The following is a 15,249-nucleotide window of genomic DNA, read 5'->3' as shown; positions in this document are numbered from 1 at the left end:
GGTGAAATGCGATTGCCAGCGAGAGATGTGGGGGGCAAGCGATCGCAGCTCTCTCTGGCGATCTAGATCGGTCACAAACCCGGTTCCACAAATCATGGCATCGTGACGCAGCGTGCTGTCTCCATAGGTGCCCACAATCTCATGGTTGTAGTAATTCAGCTTTTGGATTGGCGCATCGGTGTGGAGCGTTAGCTCAGGCTGACTGATCGCCTGATAATAGGTATGTGAAGGGGGTAGCTGACCTAGCCGCAATTCGGCCAGACTATACGCCCATTTCATCTGGTCTGGCAGATCGATATAGTGGCGATGATAGCCATTCCATTCACTCCAGCGAATCCGGTTCACGTTGGTCAAAGACTTTCGTCTAACCACAATATCGACTGATTTGGCTCCGGCCTTGAGCATCAGCAAGGCGTTGTCAAAAGCGCTCGCCCCGCCACCGACAACAACAATTCGCTTGCCTGCGAAAGCTGGAAAGTCAATACTATCCATGGTGTGGTGATAGCAGTGCTCGGGCAGATTTTCACTGACGATACGCGGCAGTTTCTTTCCGCCTGCACACTCCATGCCAGTGGCGAATACAAGAAATCTTGCCTTGTAGCGTTCAGGGCGTCCTTGATGGATAGCTTCTAGCCAAAAGCACTGTTCGGCCTGATTCCAGGTAATGTCTTGAATGTGGGTATCGTTTTGAATGGGCAGATCAAGAATTTTGCCGTACCAGTCTAGGTAGTCTGCCCAGAACAGTCGAGGAATATATTGAATGCGCTGCCAGTAGGCTTCTCCATAGCGAGCGCTGCACCAGCGGCTGAAGTGTAGATTGGCAATGCCCCACTCTAGTCCGCCAGTGACTTGTTTGGGGGTCCGCAATGTAGCGTTACGGGCGTGTGATCGCCATGGCCCTTCGTGACCTGTCTGGGCTTGGTCAAATATCCGCACGCGCTCTATTCCATGCCGCCGCAATCCAAACGCAGTTGATTTGCCACAGTGCCCCGCCCCTATTATGGCCACTTCTAGAACAGCATGATCCCGGCTATAGTCCCAAGTTTTGCTTGGATAGTTCAGAATGTCTAGATCGGCGTATATCGCTTCAGTCAGCCGATGTAGCCTTTTGTCAGCATCGGGCAAGGGCGAGGGCAGCACCCAAAAATCTTCAGCGCTAAAGCCAGTTGGAAGCGTCGGCGAGGGATGGATATTTGTCATGAATTGGAAATATAGCAACGTGCGGATGCATCACTCCCCTAGGAGAAACCGCAAGAGAGATCGCGCTGACGTAAAGAACGTCTTTGCAAAGGTGCATCGCCAGTCGGTTACCGATTCACAATAGCAATACTTTCTGGCATGGGCGGCAGAACAAAACGATTATTTTCTAATTACGTCGTGTTTTTATCATCGAGATCCGCACTGAGGTTCGTAGTTAAATCATCAACACAAACTGAAAGAAGAGAACTTACGTCTATTTACTTGCATAGCTGATTTGTTCTACTGCAACATTTCCTCTTATTATCGGGTGCCAAATTATTGAGTGCCAAACATGCGATCGCCAGCGTCTCCTAGCCCTGGCAGAATGTAGCCATGTTCGTCTAGCTTGTCATCAATGGCGGCGGTGAAGATAGGGACGTCGGGGTGCTCTTCGTAGAAGTTCGTAATCCCCTCAGGAGAAGCCAACAGACAGACAAATTTGATCGACTGTGGCTGAGTTTCTTTGAGACGATGGACGGCTGCGATCGCAGTATTTCCAGTTGCAATCATCGGGTCTACGATCAGCATCTGCCGATCGCTGACATCGTGCGGCACTTTGAAGTAATACTCCACTGGCACCAGCGTTCTAGGCTCGCGGTAAAGGCCAATATGCCCCACCCGCGCTGATGGGATCAGCTGGAGCATGCCGTCTAAGATACCTTGTCCCGCTCGCATGATAGAGATAAGCACTAGCTTCCTACCGGTCAGCATTGGGGCATCCATCGTCGAAAAAGGCGTTTCGATAGAAACTTTTTCTAGCGGCAAATCGCGGGTGACTTCATAGGCCAACAGCATGCTGATTTCCTGGAGAAGTGCTCGAAACTTAGCGGTGCTGGTGTCTTTTTTCCGCATGAGCGTCAGCTTGTGCTGGATCAGAGGATGCTCAATAAGTGTGACTAGATTGTTCATAATAGCTGACGCCGCTGTTTAGCTAGAAGATTGTTTGACTAGAAGGCTGTTTGACTAGAAGACAACTTTTAATCGAGAAATTTGCCCAATCAAAATACGGTTCAAAATACAGTGCCATCACTTTGGATTGTAATTGGAGGTGCGCCTGTGGGTCTGAGCTGCTTGGCAATTCGTCGTCCGGCAGCCCAAGTACCCCCTTCTAGTATTTTGATTAGGGGTAATTCTTCAGGAGATTTATCTAGCAATTGTTGAACGCGATCGCCAATTAGATCGAGTAGAACAATGGTTAAAGCTCGCCATTCTACTACCACAGGTGAGCTGGGCAGATGCGACTTACTCGTAACCTCTGGGTGCTTGGGCACGAGTAACCCCATATCAAGGCAGAGTCCGCCGTTGCGATATTCTGCTAGCCCAGTGAGCGCATTCAAATTGGTCACAGCTATCCCTGCTGCCGCTAGCGGTTCGACCAATGAGTAGGTGAGCCATTGGGAAAGCTTGTGAAAGGGGACTAAGTTGCCGCCTATTGATGTTTTAACAAGCTGGGGATGGGGCCATACGTCACCTAGGTTTGTCTGGGCGATCGCAGCTCGACCCGGCCAAATTGCGCCAAAGCTTTTTAGCACTGCGCTTAGCAACTCACCCGCATCTAGTGAAATTTCTTCTATATTCTGTTTGCCTTTTGGCGCGCGATCTACCATCCAACGATCTAACAAATTGCTGGGCCTAGCTGAACCTGAGCTAGACCGACTGCTTTGTTCTTCCAAGGTTTCTCCTAATTTTTGAAGAAGATCCAAACGACCAGAAAGCCCAACCAGCGGATTATCAGAACTTACTTGAAAGGCCCCCGCCAGGTCAGCTTCGGTCAGTTTTTGCAGGCCCACTGCATCGACCTGATAGGGTGCAGCCGGATCGGATGAAAAAAGACCCTGTTCAAAAGCGCGGAGGCTAGCCACGGCCAGACCTTCCGACCGCTGTAGAGGCTTCGCTTTATCGCCTCCGGGCCCAATCGAGAGATCCTGATAACGCCACTGAGTGCCAGCCCCGGCATCTAGCAGCACGCTGACAACCGCTAGATCGACTTGCGATCGCGCTACTTGAAAAGGTGTCGACACTTCAGGTCTTGCGCTCTGTGCATCTAGCGCCTGACTGAGCCTTTGATTCAGCGCTGCCAAGCGAGGGACGCCGCCCACATCAAAGTGACGCCAGCGGCTGTGAAAAGGAATATCAAAGTCGGGATAAAACGCCTGAGTGGTCGATACGACATAAGCGGCCACTTCGTCTAGCCTGTCTAGGTCGCAGGCAAAGTGATCTAGCTGGTCGGCTTGGCATCGCTCAAATAGCTGTTGGGCGCGATCGCGAATTGCCTGAGGCGTTTGTAGGTATGCGATCGCCGCCTGTTCTGCGGGTGTCATTCTACGTCCTCACGGGCTACGTCTTCATACTGTCGACCGATGGTTTGACTCAGCTCAGCTTCGTCAGGAACGTCACCTTCGGTAAAATAGCCTGCCGCTTTCTTAGCGTTCATTTCGACTTGAGCATCCGCCGGAATCAGCGCTTCTGGAATCGAGATCCGCTCTACAATCTCAATGCCTGATTGCACAACCGCGTCATATTTTAGGTTGCTCATAGAGACAAACTGATCGATTCGCGTGATGCCTAGCCAGTGCATCACATCTGGCATCAGCTCTTGAAACCGCATATCTTGCACCCCGGCTACGCATTCGGTGCGCGTAAAGTAAGTGTCAGCGCGATCGCCCCCGGCCTGGCGTTTGCGCGCGTTATACACCAGAAACTTAGTCACCTCTCCTAAGGCTCTCCCTTCTTTACGCGCGTAGATAATCACCCCGGCTCCGCCCGCCTGCGCGGTGGCGACCGCAACCTCAATGCCATGCACCAGGTAGGGGCGACAGGTGCAGATATCAGAGCCGAATACATCAGAGCCGTTACACTCATCGTGAATGCGGACAGCGAGAGGCCGATCTGGATCGGTAATCGCCTCAATATCGCCCAAAATATAGACAGTCAGTCCACCAATAGGAGGCAAGAACACCTGCAAGTCGGGCCGAGTAACCAGTTCTGGAAACATACCGCCAGTCTGTTCAAACAGGGTTCGTCGCAGGTCGCTTTCTGGTACGCCAAAGCGTTGGGCAATGCCTGGCAAGTACCAAACGGGCTCGATAGCGGCTTTGGTGACGACCAGTTCTCCGGTTTGGTTCATGATTTCGCCATCAATTTGCAACCGCCCGTCGGCGACCGCTTCCTGCAATTCTGGAATGTTGATGTGGGCTTTGGTAATTGCGATGGAAGGGCGGATATCGTAGCCTTCTTCCCTAAGCTCGGCAAACAGATTGTGATCTAGGGTGCCAAATGGATCGAGGGAGACAATTTTGTCAGGTGCGCCCCAGATGGGATACGGCCCGATAGAGACGGTGGGTGAAGTGTTGGTAAGATCAGCGCGATGATCGTGATCTAGAGTGCCACTCGCGATCGCCAACGCCCGGTATATCGCATAGCCACCTGAATGGGTGCCGATGGCATTGCGATGGGTGCGATTCCCTAATGTGGCAATAATCGGTCCGCGCTCGTTGGGGTTGGGATCGCCCCACTGAATTGCCAGCGGCTGCTCGCTAGAGCGCCTGGGGTGAGAGGTCAAGACGATGTGTTTGTGACTGGGTTTGTGACCGGGCTGGCGACGAGGCGATTTCATAGATGTCATCGTAGAAATAGGTTGTCACTGAGCCCCCAAAGTAGCGCATTTTAGTCAGTACAGGCTGTATTACTGACGTCGGCTGCATCTGTGTGCTAGCTGAATGCTAACTGAGTGCTAATCCGGCTACTTTGCACTTTTGTCTTTGTTCGCCAAGTGTAAGCAGTGCGTGAAGATTCATAGCCATAGGTCCTGCCCCAATAAAACAGTATCTAGTCTATGGAAGTAAGCTTTAAAGGCTAGCCGCGATCGATATAGCTTTTGTCACTTGATCCGCCCAATCCAAAGAGATCCTCGTTTCACACAAGACGGTAGTAAGCAATGCATTCATCTGTTCAAACCCTACTCGAATCAACCTACGCGGCAGAGACGATCGGAGAAGCCAGAGAGCGGCTGGGTGAAGTCTTAGGCTTGGACGGTGCTGCGACGACGGCAGTGACCTTACGGGTGCTGGCTGAGGCTAAGTTTGCTGAGAAACTGGTGGCGGTTCGCAAGTTTCCTGACTGGCGCGATCGCCTGCTGGCAGACCCCACTAATTCAGCCTTCGAACCCATGGATCAACCCGCAGACGAGCAGGCAGGAAACGCTCGTCCGGCCAAATCTACAGTGGAGCTAGTCAAAAAGAGTAGCGTCGCGCTGCTGCGGTGGGGAGCCGCTGGCTTTCAAAAGACAGACCCAGTTATTGTAGAGAAGCGAAGATCTGCCTGCTTAAGCTGCGATCAGCTAGTAGATTCCCCTAATTCTTTTCCATATCAGTTTGCTCAAAGGGTCTTTGCTGGCAGTGACCAGCGAATCTGCGCCGCCTGTGGCTGCGTGGCGGCCAAAAAGATTCTGATGGCCACTGAAGTCTGTCCGCTCGCCGATCCTGAAGATCTAACGCTGACTCGTTGGGGTGAACCCATCAGCTAGACGCGAGTCCTAAACGATGCCAGTCCACGATCCGCACCTTAGTCTATGCCTTTTGAAAGTAGACGAGGGAACGGCTAAACCGCTCATAATTGGTGGCTAGTCGCTTGGGTCTTTTCTATGGAAGATTTCTGTGAAAGACGGGGTAGCTAGCTAAAACTAGAGTCATCAGGCAGCTTCCTGGAGTATTTCGTCGATGGATAAGGCCGTGAAAAAGGTTCGCTTTGGAGTTTGTTTTGCGGCCATCTTTTTGACAATTGTTCTATCGGCCACGCCAATCAAAGCTCAAGGTGAAGCCATAGAAGACGCGCTACCGGCCACCGAAGTAGAGGCGGCTGAGGCTGAAGAGACCGTAGCGCCACCGGATGACGGTGTCTATTTTGCAGATGTGATAGTCCGAGGGCAGAGCGTCTTTCAAGTCGGTAGCCTAGAAGAGGTATCTGCTAGCCAAAGAGCCGCAGGGATTAGCCGCCGCATCGCTAGCTTGCTAGATAGAACAGAAGGCGCAGTCGTGGTGTCGGCTGCAGTGTCGGATACGCCTGGCGTTGTCAATATAGAAGCGAACGGTCGGATTTTGATGACCGTCACTGAGCAAGACGCGCAAGATTTGCGGCTGTCTTTGGATACGGTTGTAGAAGACTGGACTACCCGGTTAGAGCGAAGTTTTGATAAGCCGCCAGTTGCGATCGACGTGATTCAGCGGCTAAATGCTACGGTTCGTCAGCTCAGCCAAGATGCAATCAACAGTATTCCAGCTTTGATCGGCGTGTTGATTGTTGTATTTTTCACGTGGCTAATTGCTAAAGGGGTACGCTTTAGTGCCTTTCAGTGGGCGCAGCGAACGGAAGGCGATCGCGGCACAGAAATCTTGATTGGCAGGCTCGGCTATGGCGCTGTTTGGGTGGTGGGCACGGTCGTGGCGCTAGGCGTTTGGGGCATTGATTTTGCCACCATGCTAGGCGCACTGGGTCTAACGAGTGTTGCTATTGGTTTTAGTTTAAAGGATGTCTTAAGTAACTATATTTCAGGGGTAATCCTGCTAGCGGCTCGGCCTTTTCATATTGGCGATCAGGTCGTGATCGATGGCTACGAAGGCACTATCACTCAAGTGCAGCTTAGATCAACCACGATCAAGACTTACGATGGCCGCATGATCTACATTCCTAATCAAGAAGTCTTTAGCGCCAGCATCACCAACAATACAGCCTCTAAATATCTACGCAGCTCTGTTTTTGTCGGCATAGATTATGAGGCCGATGTGGTTGAAGCTAGAGAAGTCATTGTCAGAGCAATCTCTAACCTAGACAAAGTGCAGCCCGATCCGATTCCAGAAGTCTTAGTCAGCGAGCTAGCCGCTAGCACCGTCAATTTAGAGGTGCGGTTCTGGGTAGATTCTCGTCGTGCTGGCTTTCTAGAGACCACCTCAATCGTCGCTCAAAGGGTGAAAGAAGCCCTACAAGACTATGACATAGAGATGCCCACAGAAATCTACACGCTCTTGCTAAAAGACGTCCCCGAAGAGTTAAAACAAAGGAACGGTAGCCTGACTATCTCACCGAACGATGGCGTTTCCCAAACGGCTACAGTATCTGAGACATAGCAGAATTATGGTGATTCGTCTTCTTCTCCACCAGCGCCTAATAGATCGGCAATCAGCTCGGTCTGGGGAAAGGGTTCAAGCAGTAGTTTTTTGACCATAACGGTGAGCGGTAAGGCCAGAAATGCACCAATAGGGCCAAATATCCAGGTCCAAACAATTACAGCCAAAAACGTGACTAGCGCTGAGAGGTCGAGTCCTTCAGCCAAATATTTTGGCGCGATGACTAGATCAAAGAAATTGTTGATAGCGACGTATGCGACCCCAAACAAAACAGCTTTCAGCCAGCCTAGCTCAATGACTGACAGCAGCAGCGGCGGGATCAGTGCGATATAAAATCCGACGTTTGGCACAAAGTTCAAGAAGAACGAAAGCACTCCCCACAGCACCGCAAAATCTAAGCCTAGAATCAGCATTAAGGCAATTTGAACTAGCGCCGTCAGTGCGCCTAGCCATCCTTTGATCAATAGATAGGCGCTTGTGCTCTGGGCAAATGCCTGCAATCTTTGAAGCGTAGACGGATTGTTCCTGAGTCCTCTGCGTAGGCGAGCCGAGAAATTAGGTGCTGTTGCCAGCATATAGATAAAGATAATTAGCGTTAGCCCAACATTAGAAAGTGTGCCCAAGACAGTTGTTGTCACAGTAACTGACACCTGCAGGATTCTCTCTGGCTGAAACCAAGTTAGCTCTTGAATATCTTCTGAATTAATGCCTCTTGTGCCCAACCAGTCCCATAGATTTCTTACCTGTGACTCGATCTGATCGCTATAGGTAGGCAACACGTCTAGTAGCTGATTAAGTGAAGTCGTTAGAAAGAAAGTAAAGAACAATCCGACCACACCCACACCTAGCAAAATGACTAGATAAGAGAGCCACCTGGGCAGTCCTTTTTTTCTCAGCCAGCTCAAAAGCGGCGCTGTGACCAAGACTAAAAACAAAGACAGCAAAATGGGTGTCAGTAGTCCTGATAGTGTTCTGAGCCCTGAAATGATCAGAACAACGCTGGCTAGACTAATCAATAAAGAAACAAGCTTAGGCTGCGGTGCGGTCATGTTAGCCTCTCCATAGAGCCGCCGTCGCTCTATACCCTATCAGTACAGGGGATATCAAGACAGGCACATATTAAGGCAGGCACGTATCGACATTAGGATGTGGCGCGTGCCTCAGCAAAAATTCAGCAGCTTACTACTGAAGATTCAGGTAATTTCTATCCTGCTTGTTACGATTAAATAAGTAATAGACTCTCGAAGGACTATCTTTTGACTAAGCAAAGGTTTGAGACCGTGAAGAAACGTGATTTTTTGAAAATGGGAGCCATTGGTGTGGGTGCGATCGCGCTATCCCGCTATGTCCCTTTCTTGGCCGGAATTGCCCCCACTGGCGACACACAGACAGCCGTCAAACGGGATGCAGACACAGCTGATTCAGAAGCAGGCTTCGAAATCACCAAAACAGAAGCAGAATGGCGAAAAGCCCTCACGCCTGAAGAGTTCGCGGTACTGCGACAAGAAAAGACCGAACGCCCCTTTAGCAGTCCGCTCGATAAGCTCTCTACTGCCGGAACCTATAGCTGTGCTGGCTGTGGCCTACCGCTGTTCTCTTCTAAAACCAAATTCGACAGCGGTACGGGCTGGCCTAGCTTTTATGCACCCCTAGAAGACGCCGTGGCTACCCGCACCGATCGCTCCTTCCTGATGGAGCGCACCGAAGTCCACTGTCGCCGCTGTGGCGGCCATCTAGGGCACGTCTTCAACGACGGCCCCGCCCCTACTAGAAAACGCTACTGCATGAACGGCGTTGCTTTGAACTTTACGGCTGCGTAGCAGAGTTTTTTACTTGTTCCTGACACTACCCTAATGGATACGGATAAACTAGATACGAAATAGATCAGCTAGACGCGTCTGCAAAGTTGCATCGGCGCTACTTACACTATGCAAAGCCCCCTTTTGAAGCGTGCCATTGTCATTGGCGGTAGTATCGCTGGACTACTCAGCGCTAAGGTACTCTCAGACTACTTTGAAGAGGTGGTCATTGTTGAAAGGGATGTGGTTGCACGCCACCCTACTGAACGAACCGGGGTGCCCCAATCGCCGCAGCCACATATTCTGTTGACGCATGGATATCGGTTACTAAAGGGCTTTGTACCCAGCTTAAAAGATGATCTGCTAGCGGCGGGCGCAGTGCCTATCGACTGGGGCCAAGACTTTCAATCTTTCGTCTTCGGCGATTGGAGCGCTGTTAGTAATGAGCCGACTGGATTAGAGTCTTTTTCCTGCACTCGGCCACTGCTAGAAGCGGTCATCCGGCAGCACGTAGAACAGCTCAGCAACGTTCGCAGGCTCTCTCCTTACCGCGTCGAGGCGCTAGTCGGGAGCGGCAGTAAGGTAACGGGCATTCGATGCAAACGGTCGAAGGGAGAAACCGATGAGCAGACAGTAGAGGCAGACTTAGTCGTCGATGCTAGCGGGCGCTCATCGAACGCACTGACGTGGCTAGAGGCTATAGGTGCCTCTGTACCAGCATGTGAACTTGTAAATGCCCAGTTGGGCTATGCAACCCAGCGCTATCGTATCCCTGACAGATGGGACGAAGATTGGAAGGTGCTACTAGTCACTCATCGGCCACCGAAGCTGACGAAACTAGGCTATCTCGCCAGAGTAGAGAACAATGAGCTAATTGCCACATTGGGCGGATATTGTCAGCAGTACCCCCCGTTAGAGCAATCTGAGTTTCTAGCGTTTGCTCAGCAGCTACCGAGCGCTAGGTTTCATGAGGTCATCTCGCATTTGTCTCCTATTTCTGAGATCAAAGCCTATCGCGCTACGGCTAATCGACTTTATCGTTACGAACGGCTAGTGACCATGCCAAACGGCTTTATTGCGATTGGTGATTCCGTTTGCGCTTTGTGCCCTGCCTATGGTCAAGGATTGACCACAAGTGCGATGTCTGCGCTGACGCTGCGTGACTGGCTGCTAGCGAACGCTAAAAAGTCGCAGGTAGGAGATTCTCTGACATTTCAAAAGCAGTTGGCAAAGCAAATCAAGCCTGCCTGGAGCGCGGCGACGAACAACGATGCTGGCTTTCTCAGGGCAGAAGCGATCGCTAAGAAGAGCCCAATAGCGCGTCTTTTAGGCTTATACAGACGCAGGCTAGTAGCCAAAATACATACAGATAGCGAGCTAGCTTTGGCACTGACTAAGGTAGCTCACATGGTCGATTCTCCGCTAACGCTGTTGCACCCGAAGCTGCTCTCGAAGGCATTTATGTAGCCCTGTTCGGCTATTCTGCAAGTACCCTGAACTACTGCCCCTATTTACGAGCTACTATCTTTTTTTGCTAGCCCTTTCGAGTTCACTTGTCACCAGCTTGTCTTCTAGTCGTCTTGTCCCTCAAAGAAGACTGTGATTCTGATAGAGGGGCATCGCTAACAAACTGTTCAATCGGAATCACGTTTACATACAGTGTGATAGGCCGCTCTATTTCTTTAGCCAGGGCTTCGCGCACTAGATTCACCTGCTCGGAAGAAACAGAGCTTGGCACCGCCTTTACGTCTAGATAGACAACCAATGCATCGCCCTCCCTGACAATGTCTAGCGACTGAATATCTGTCTCAGAAAAAGGACTACTTCTCCGAATAAGAGTATTCACACTAATACGAGCTTGTTTTTTGATCGACAGGTCTTGAAAAGAGAGACTTAGCGGAATACCCAGGCACAATAGCGTGGCGATCGCAATGGTCATTCCTCTTTTTGCTCGCTGCACCGAACCGTAGCGCAGTGCCAGAAAAACCAGTCCACCGCTGAAAATGATGCCGACTAAATTGGTGACAAACAGTAGTAGTGCGCCATTAAATACAGTTGCTGAGCCAAAGGCAACGCCAACACCTACCACGCTCAATGGTGGCACCAGTGCAACTGCGATCGCCACGCCCGGCAGCGCATCTGCAATGCCTCGACGAGACTTTGCTAACGCGCCCGCTGCGCCTGCTGCGAGCGCCACTCCTAGATCTAACAGAGTTGGCTGTGTCCGAGCCAAAATCTCACCTGTCAGCGCCTCAATTCCAGTAATCTTGGCAATGAGCGTAGCCGTTCCTACTGTCAGCAACGCGCCCAGCGCTAGCGACAAACTGGCCCTTCTTAGCAATCTACGATTGGCCATAATCAGCGCAAAAGCGATGCCTGTAATCGGCCCCATCAATGGCGCAACAATCATGGCACCAATTACAGTAGCGCTGCTGCCAGAAAGTAGCCCAAAGGTCGCGATCGCCCCCGACAAAAACAGCAGCAAATAATAATTAGAAGAAGACTCCGCGCTGCGCCAAAGACTGCGATTTAGACTCGCAATCGGTACTGGCTTAGACTCCATCCAGTGCCACTCACCCCGGTGACGATCCTTTAGCGCTGATAGCCATTGATGACCCCAACCAATCAATCGCTTGCTTACAACAGCCAACATACTGACACGTCCTTGTAAATCGAAGATTAACTAGACATAAGCAAACCCTCTCAAAGCCTTTAGATGAGATGGCTATTTTCCACAGGAGAGGCTGCGCTAGTGCGCTGCAGTGATTGATAGATGATAGAAGTCTGAAACCTTTCAGACATGTGGGAAATTATAGCAGTATTTACTTTTGTTAAACCGTATACCTAAGGACATACGATTTGTGCTGGTTGTTTGCTTGAGACTTAGACTCAACACTTTCGTAACACGAGGGTGAGGTGCTCAACCGCGACTGCTGTTGTCGATTAGCATTGATGGTCTAGGTGTATAAAGATAGAAAGACAAGCGCCGATAGCTTCATCTGTTTCAAATAATATTTTATGTATAAAAACACTAAGCGCAGAAAACGTTTTAACCTATTCCGCCCGCTTCGGTGGATAGTCAGTCTCTTCGTTTGGCTGTGGATACTGTCGGCGTTGATAGTGCTGCTGCTGCGGTTTGTACCGCCACCTACCACCAGTTTTATGATACAAACCGCCTTTCGCAACGGCTTCTACGACTACCGCTGGCAACCCTACGAGCAGATTTCATCCAATATGGCGATCGCTGCGATCGCTGCTGAAGATCAGCGCTTTCCTATACACAGCGGATTTGACGTTGAGGCTATTAATGCCGCTATTAGAGATGCCGAAGGCGGAGCTAGCTTACGCGGAGCTAGCACCATTACTCAGCAAGTTGCTAAGAACCTGTTCCTTTGGCCAGGAGGCGGCTTTGTTCGCAAAGGCATAGAAGCTGGCCTAACCACGCTCATAGAACTCATGTGGAACAAACAGCGGATCTTGGAAGTGTATTTGAATATCGCGCAGTTTAGCGATCGCACCTTTGGTGTAGAAGCGGCTAGTCAGCAATTTTTTCAAATCTCAGCTCGCGACCTGACCGCCGAAGAAGCTGCCCTCCTTGCTGCTGTGCTACCCGGCCCAGAACTATACAGTCTAGAATCACCTTCTTGGGAGGTGCTAGATCGACAGGGCTGGATTCTTATCCAGATGAGCCAGCTCGGCGGAGAGGCTTACCTTCAGCAGCTATACGATGGCTCTTAGAAGAACGGTTGGATTGCTCTTGCTGCCAAGTGTAATCAGCTCAAAAGTCTGGCTCGACTAGGGCTTTCTTAAATGACTACAGCTTCTAGATATAGCTGAATTTCAATGCAGATTGCTATAGTTCGTTTGCAGCCTTCACCACTCTCAATTTTCTATCAAATATTCTGAATTTGAAAATGTCAGCAGGGCACAATAGCGACGATAATCATTGTCACTATCATGCGTTCACTTGAGCTAACTCGCCCAAAGCTGCTTTATCTCTATGGGAATATCGCGTTAGCCATAGCTTACTACGGCACTGCAGAACTCTCGCGGTGGTTGGCCTCTACGCCTGATAATGTCACGCCTGTTTGGCCACCGGATGGAATAGCGGTTGCTGCCGTGCTGCTCTATGGCTATCCGTTACTTCCAGGAGTATGTGTAGGGTCTTTTCTGGCGAATATCTGGGCGTTTTGGGATCCTAGCAGCTGGCTATCGCTATCGACATCGGTTTATGGCGTGCTAGGTATCGCACTAGGAACCACGCTAGGTACTGGAGTGGGTGTGCTTTCTCTCCGGCAGACGACACGTAGCCGCTATCCGCTCGACCGGGTCACCCATGTAATTAATTTCCTGGTGTTTGCTGGTATGGTGGGGCCGGTGATTAACGCACTGGTTGGAGTAGCGGTGCTTTGCAGCTTAGAGGTCGTTCCCTGGTCGGCATATCCTATGACCTGGCTGACCTGGTGGATCTCTAACGTAGCAGGTATTTTCATCGTCACTCCGACGATTATTAGCTGGGGACGCCGCTCAGATTCGCCTCTTCAGTCGATTCAACTGCCAGAATCTCACGCAGGATTTCACCCAAGATCTCACGAAGAAAAAACAGAAGATCGTGGCTTGTCATCTGTCAGCGTTCGCTATATCGCTAAACATACCGCTGAGGTATTGCTGATTGTGGGCTTAGTGCTAGCCGTTGGACGCGCCTCTTTCTGGCAGTCTTACGGATTAGACTATATGCTAATCCCGCTGCTGGTATGGGCTACTTTTCGCTATGGTCAAAGAGGCGCTACCCTAGCAGCAGTTGGTATTTCTACAATGGCGATTGTCGGCACCGTCCGAGGGCTGGGCAGCTTTGCCAGTGGCGATCTCAACCAGTCGTTGAAATTGTTGCAATCTTTTATTGCAGTCACCGTTTTCACTGCATTGGTGATAGCGGCTGTGTTAGCTGAGCGGGGCAGCGCAGAAGCAAAACTAAGAGATGCGATCGCCGATCTAGCTACGGTCAATCAGGGATTAGAACAGCGCGTTACCGAAAGAACCATAGCACTAGATCGCAAAAACAAGACGCTCGAAAATACGCTAACTGAACTTCATCTAGCTCAGGCTCAGATTGTCCAAAACGAGAAAATGTCGAGCCTGGGGCAAATGGTGGCAGGCATTGCCCACGAGATCAACAATCCTGTCAGCTTCATTCACGGCAATATCAAGCACCTAAAGGGTTCTGTTGAAGATTTATTGAGGCTGGTTCTATGGCAGCAAGACTCTCTTGGTGATGTACAACTGCCGATTGGTCTCAAGGATGTAGAAATCGAATTTATTCAAGCGGACGTGCCTAAGATTTTGACATCCATGCAAATAGGAACAGAACGGATTCGAGAGATTGTGCTCTCACTGAGGAACTTTTCCCGGCTGGATGAATCTGAAATCAAGCTGGCCGACATTCATGAAGGGATAGAAAGCACGCTGCTGCTCTTAAAGCATCGGCTTTCTTTGCCCAACCGTCAGGATAAAATTCATCTCAACCGTGAATATAGCCTGTTGCCTGAGGTGGAATGTTATCCAGGTGCGCTCAATCAAGTCTTCATGAATATTTTTTCCAATGCTGTTGATGCTTTAGAACAAACGCGACCTGACTTAGAGGATGGTGCGCCGATAAGACCGCCAATAATTACGGTAAGAACTGCACTAACCGATGATTGGGTAACGGTTGCGATCGCGGACAATGGCCCTGGTATTCCCGAGGCTGCTATCAACAAAGTATTCGATCCTTTCTTTACCACCAAGCCGATTGGTCAGGGTACTGGCATGGGTCTGTCAATTAGCTATCAAATTGTCACTAAAAAGCATGGTGGCAGATTGACGTTTGAGTCATCGCCAGAGAGAGGTACTGAGTTCGTAATTCAGATTCCGCTAAAGCAATCTCTCTCTACGCAATTGTTTTAAAGTTTGTAGCAAACAGCAGAATGCATTTCGCTGTTTGCCTTGATAGACTTCCCCCGCCTTGGTGAGCATTCCCTAGCGGCGTACGACGAGCATCTCTCAAGCAACTCTTCGAAAGCTATAGATTGCTTCTAGCAGGCCAGTAAGGT

At 50.4% G+C, this 15,249-nt stretch carries 12 protein-coding genes; 6 read left to right on the top strand and 6 right to left on the bottom strand.

The window, feature by feature from the left end; genetic code table 11:
* The 4 genes from IQ256_RS16860 to IQ256_RS16845 form a co-directional block, all read right to left on the bottom strand.
* Positions 1 to 1,200 (bottom strand): NAD(P)-binding domain-containing protein (locus IQ256_RS16860; RefSeq protein ID WP_193856709.1); only part of this gene is annotated, 1,200 nt, incomplete at its 3' end.
* A gap of 315 nt (positions 1,201 to 1,515) precedes the next feature.
* Positions 1,516 to 2,148, bottom strand: a complete 633-nt coding sequence (gene upp / locus IQ256_RS16855) for a uracil phosphoribosyltransferase (RefSeq protein ID WP_193856708.1) — start codon at positions 2,146 to 2,148, stop codon at positions 1,516 to 1,518.
* Positions 2,149 to 2,249: 101 nt separating this feature from the next.
* Positions 2,250 to 3,560 carry a URC4/urg3 family protein gene (locus IQ256_RS16850; RefSeq protein WP_193856707.1) on the bottom strand — a complete coding sequence of 437 codons (1,311 nt, stop codon included), beginning with the start codon at positions 3,558 to 3,560 and terminating at the stop codon, positions 2,250 to 2,252.
* The gene (locus IQ256_RS16845; protein WP_193856714.1) at positions 3,557 to 4,855 is read right to left on the bottom strand and encodes a GTP cyclohydrolase II; all 1,299 of its coding nucleotides are present in this window, start codon (positions 4,853 to 4,855) and stop codon (positions 3,557 to 3,559) included. Before IQ256_RS16845 ends, IQ256_RS16850 begins: the two co-directional genes overlap by 4 nt.
* A 321-nt stretch (positions 4,856 to 5,176) precedes the next feature.
* Between IQ256_RS16845 and IQ256_RS16840 the strand changes: the two genes are divergently transcribed.
* Positions 5,177 to 5,764, top strand: coding sequence for a hypothetical protein (locus tag IQ256_RS16840; RefSeq protein ID WP_193856706.1), 588 nt, complete (start codon positions 5,177 to 5,179; stop codon positions 5,762 to 5,764).
* A gap of 193 nt (positions 5,765 to 5,957) precedes the next feature.
* Positions 5,958 to 7,361, top strand: coding sequence for a mechanosensitive ion channel family protein (locus IQ256_RS16835; RefSeq protein WP_193856705.1), 1,404 nt, complete (start codon positions 5,958 to 5,960; stop codon positions 7,359 to 7,361).
* A gap of 5 nt (positions 7,362 to 7,366) precedes the next feature.
* Here the strand turns inward: IQ256_RS16835 and IQ256_RS16830 are convergent, their stop codons facing one another.
* The gene (locus IQ256_RS16830; RefSeq protein ID WP_193856704.1) at positions 7,367 to 8,410 is read right to left on the bottom strand and encodes an AI-2E family transporter; all 1,044 of its coding nucleotides are present in this window, start codon (positions 8,408 to 8,410) and stop codon (positions 7,367 to 7,369) included.
* A gap of 231 nt (positions 8,411 to 8,641) precedes the next feature.
* Here IQ256_RS16830 and msrB point away from each other — a divergent pair, with 231 nt between their 5' ends.
* On the top strand, positions 8,642 to 9,181 hold the full coding sequence (gene msrB / locus IQ256_RS16825) for a peptide-methionine (R)-S-oxide reductase MsrB (protein WP_370623471.1): 540 nt from the start codon (positions 8,642 to 8,644) through the stop codon (positions 9,179 to 9,181).
* 108 nt (positions 9,182 to 9,289) lie between these two features.
* A complete protein-coding gene (locus tag IQ256_RS16820; RefSeq protein WP_193856703.1) occupies positions 9,290 to 10,627 on the top strand; it encodes an NAD(P)/FAD-dependent oxidoreductase in 1,338 nt (445 codons plus the stop codon).
* An 82-nt stretch (positions 10,628 to 10,709) separates the two neighbouring features.
* Here IQ256_RS16820 and IQ256_RS16815 read toward each other — a convergent pair whose 3' ends face one another.
* Positions 10,710 to 11,813 carry a DUF389 domain-containing protein gene (locus tag IQ256_RS16815; RefSeq protein WP_193856702.1) on the bottom strand — a complete coding sequence of 368 codons (1,104 nt, stop codon included), beginning with the start codon at positions 11,811 to 11,813 and terminating at the stop codon, positions 10,710 to 10,712.
* Positions 11,814 to 12,178: 365 nt separating this feature from the next.
* Between IQ256_RS16815 and mtgA the strand changes: the two genes are divergently transcribed.
* Together mtgA and IQ256_RS16805 are read left to right on the top strand one after the other, a co-directional pair.
* Positions 12,179 to 12,898: a monofunctional biosynthetic peptidoglycan transglycosylase gene (mtgA, locus tag IQ256_RS16810; RefSeq protein ID WP_193856701.1), complete on the top strand. Its 720-nt coding sequence runs from the start codon at positions 12,179 to 12,181 to the stop codon at positions 12,896 to 12,898.
* 219 nt (positions 12,899 to 13,117) lie between these two features.
* Positions 13,118 to 15,103: an MASE1 domain-containing protein gene (locus tag IQ256_RS16805; RefSeq protein WP_193856700.1), complete on the top strand. Its 1,986-nt coding sequence runs from the start codon at positions 13,118 to 13,120 to the stop codon at positions 15,101 to 15,103.
* Positions 15,104 to 15,249 lie beyond the last annotated feature (146 nt).

The sequence above is a fragment of the cf. Phormidesmis sp. LEGE 11477 genome (genome assembly GCF_015207105.1).
Classification (GTDB): domain Bacteria; phylum Cyanobacteriota; class Cyanobacteriia; order Phormidesmidales; family Phormidesmidaceae; genus Phormidesmis.
Note: the sequence above shows the minus strand (reverse complement) of the source record. Positions and strands in the feature narration are given on the sequence as shown.

Excerpts from the sequence above, each read along its gene's own strand:
- IQ256_RS16830 (WP_193856704.1), bottom strand. The coding sequence starts at position 8,410 with ATGACCGCACCGCAGCCTAAGCTTGTTTCTTTATTGATTAGTCTAGCC.
- IQ256_RS16820 (WP_193856703.1), top strand. The coding sequence starts at position 9,290 with ATGCAAAGCCCCCTTTTGAAGCGTGCCATTGTCATTGGCGGTAGTATC.
- mtgA (WP_193856701.1), top strand. The coding sequence starts at position 12,179 with ATGTATAAAAACACTAAGCGCAGAAAACGTTTTAACCTATTCCGCCCG.
- IQ256_RS16840 (WP_193856706.1), top strand. The coding sequence starts at position 5,177 with ATGCATTCATCTGTTCAAACCCTACTCGAATCAACCTACGCGGCAGAG.
- IQ256_RS16835 (WP_193856705.1), top strand. The coding sequence starts at position 5,958 with ATGGATAAGGCCGTGAAAAAGGTTCGCTTTGGAGTTTGTTTTGCGGCC.
- IQ256_RS16815 (WP_193856702.1), bottom strand. The coding sequence starts at position 11,813 with ATGTTGGCTGTTGTAAGCAAGCGATTGATTGGTTGGGGTCATCAATGG.
- IQ256_RS16805 (WP_193856700.1), top strand. The coding sequence starts at position 13,118 with ATGCGTTCACTTGAGCTAACTCGCCCAAAGCTGCTTTATCTCTATGGG.
- upp (WP_193856708.1), bottom strand. The coding sequence starts at position 2,148 with ATGAACAATCTAGTCACACTTATTGAGCATCCTCTGATCCAGCACAAG.
- IQ256_RS16850 (WP_193856707.1), bottom strand. The coding sequence starts at position 3,560 with ATGACACCCGCAGAACAGGCGGCGATCGCATACCTACAAACGCCTCAG.
- IQ256_RS16845 (WP_193856714.1), bottom strand. The coding sequence starts at position 4,855 with ATGAAATCGCCTCGTCGCCAGCCCGGTCACAAACCCAGTCACAAACAC.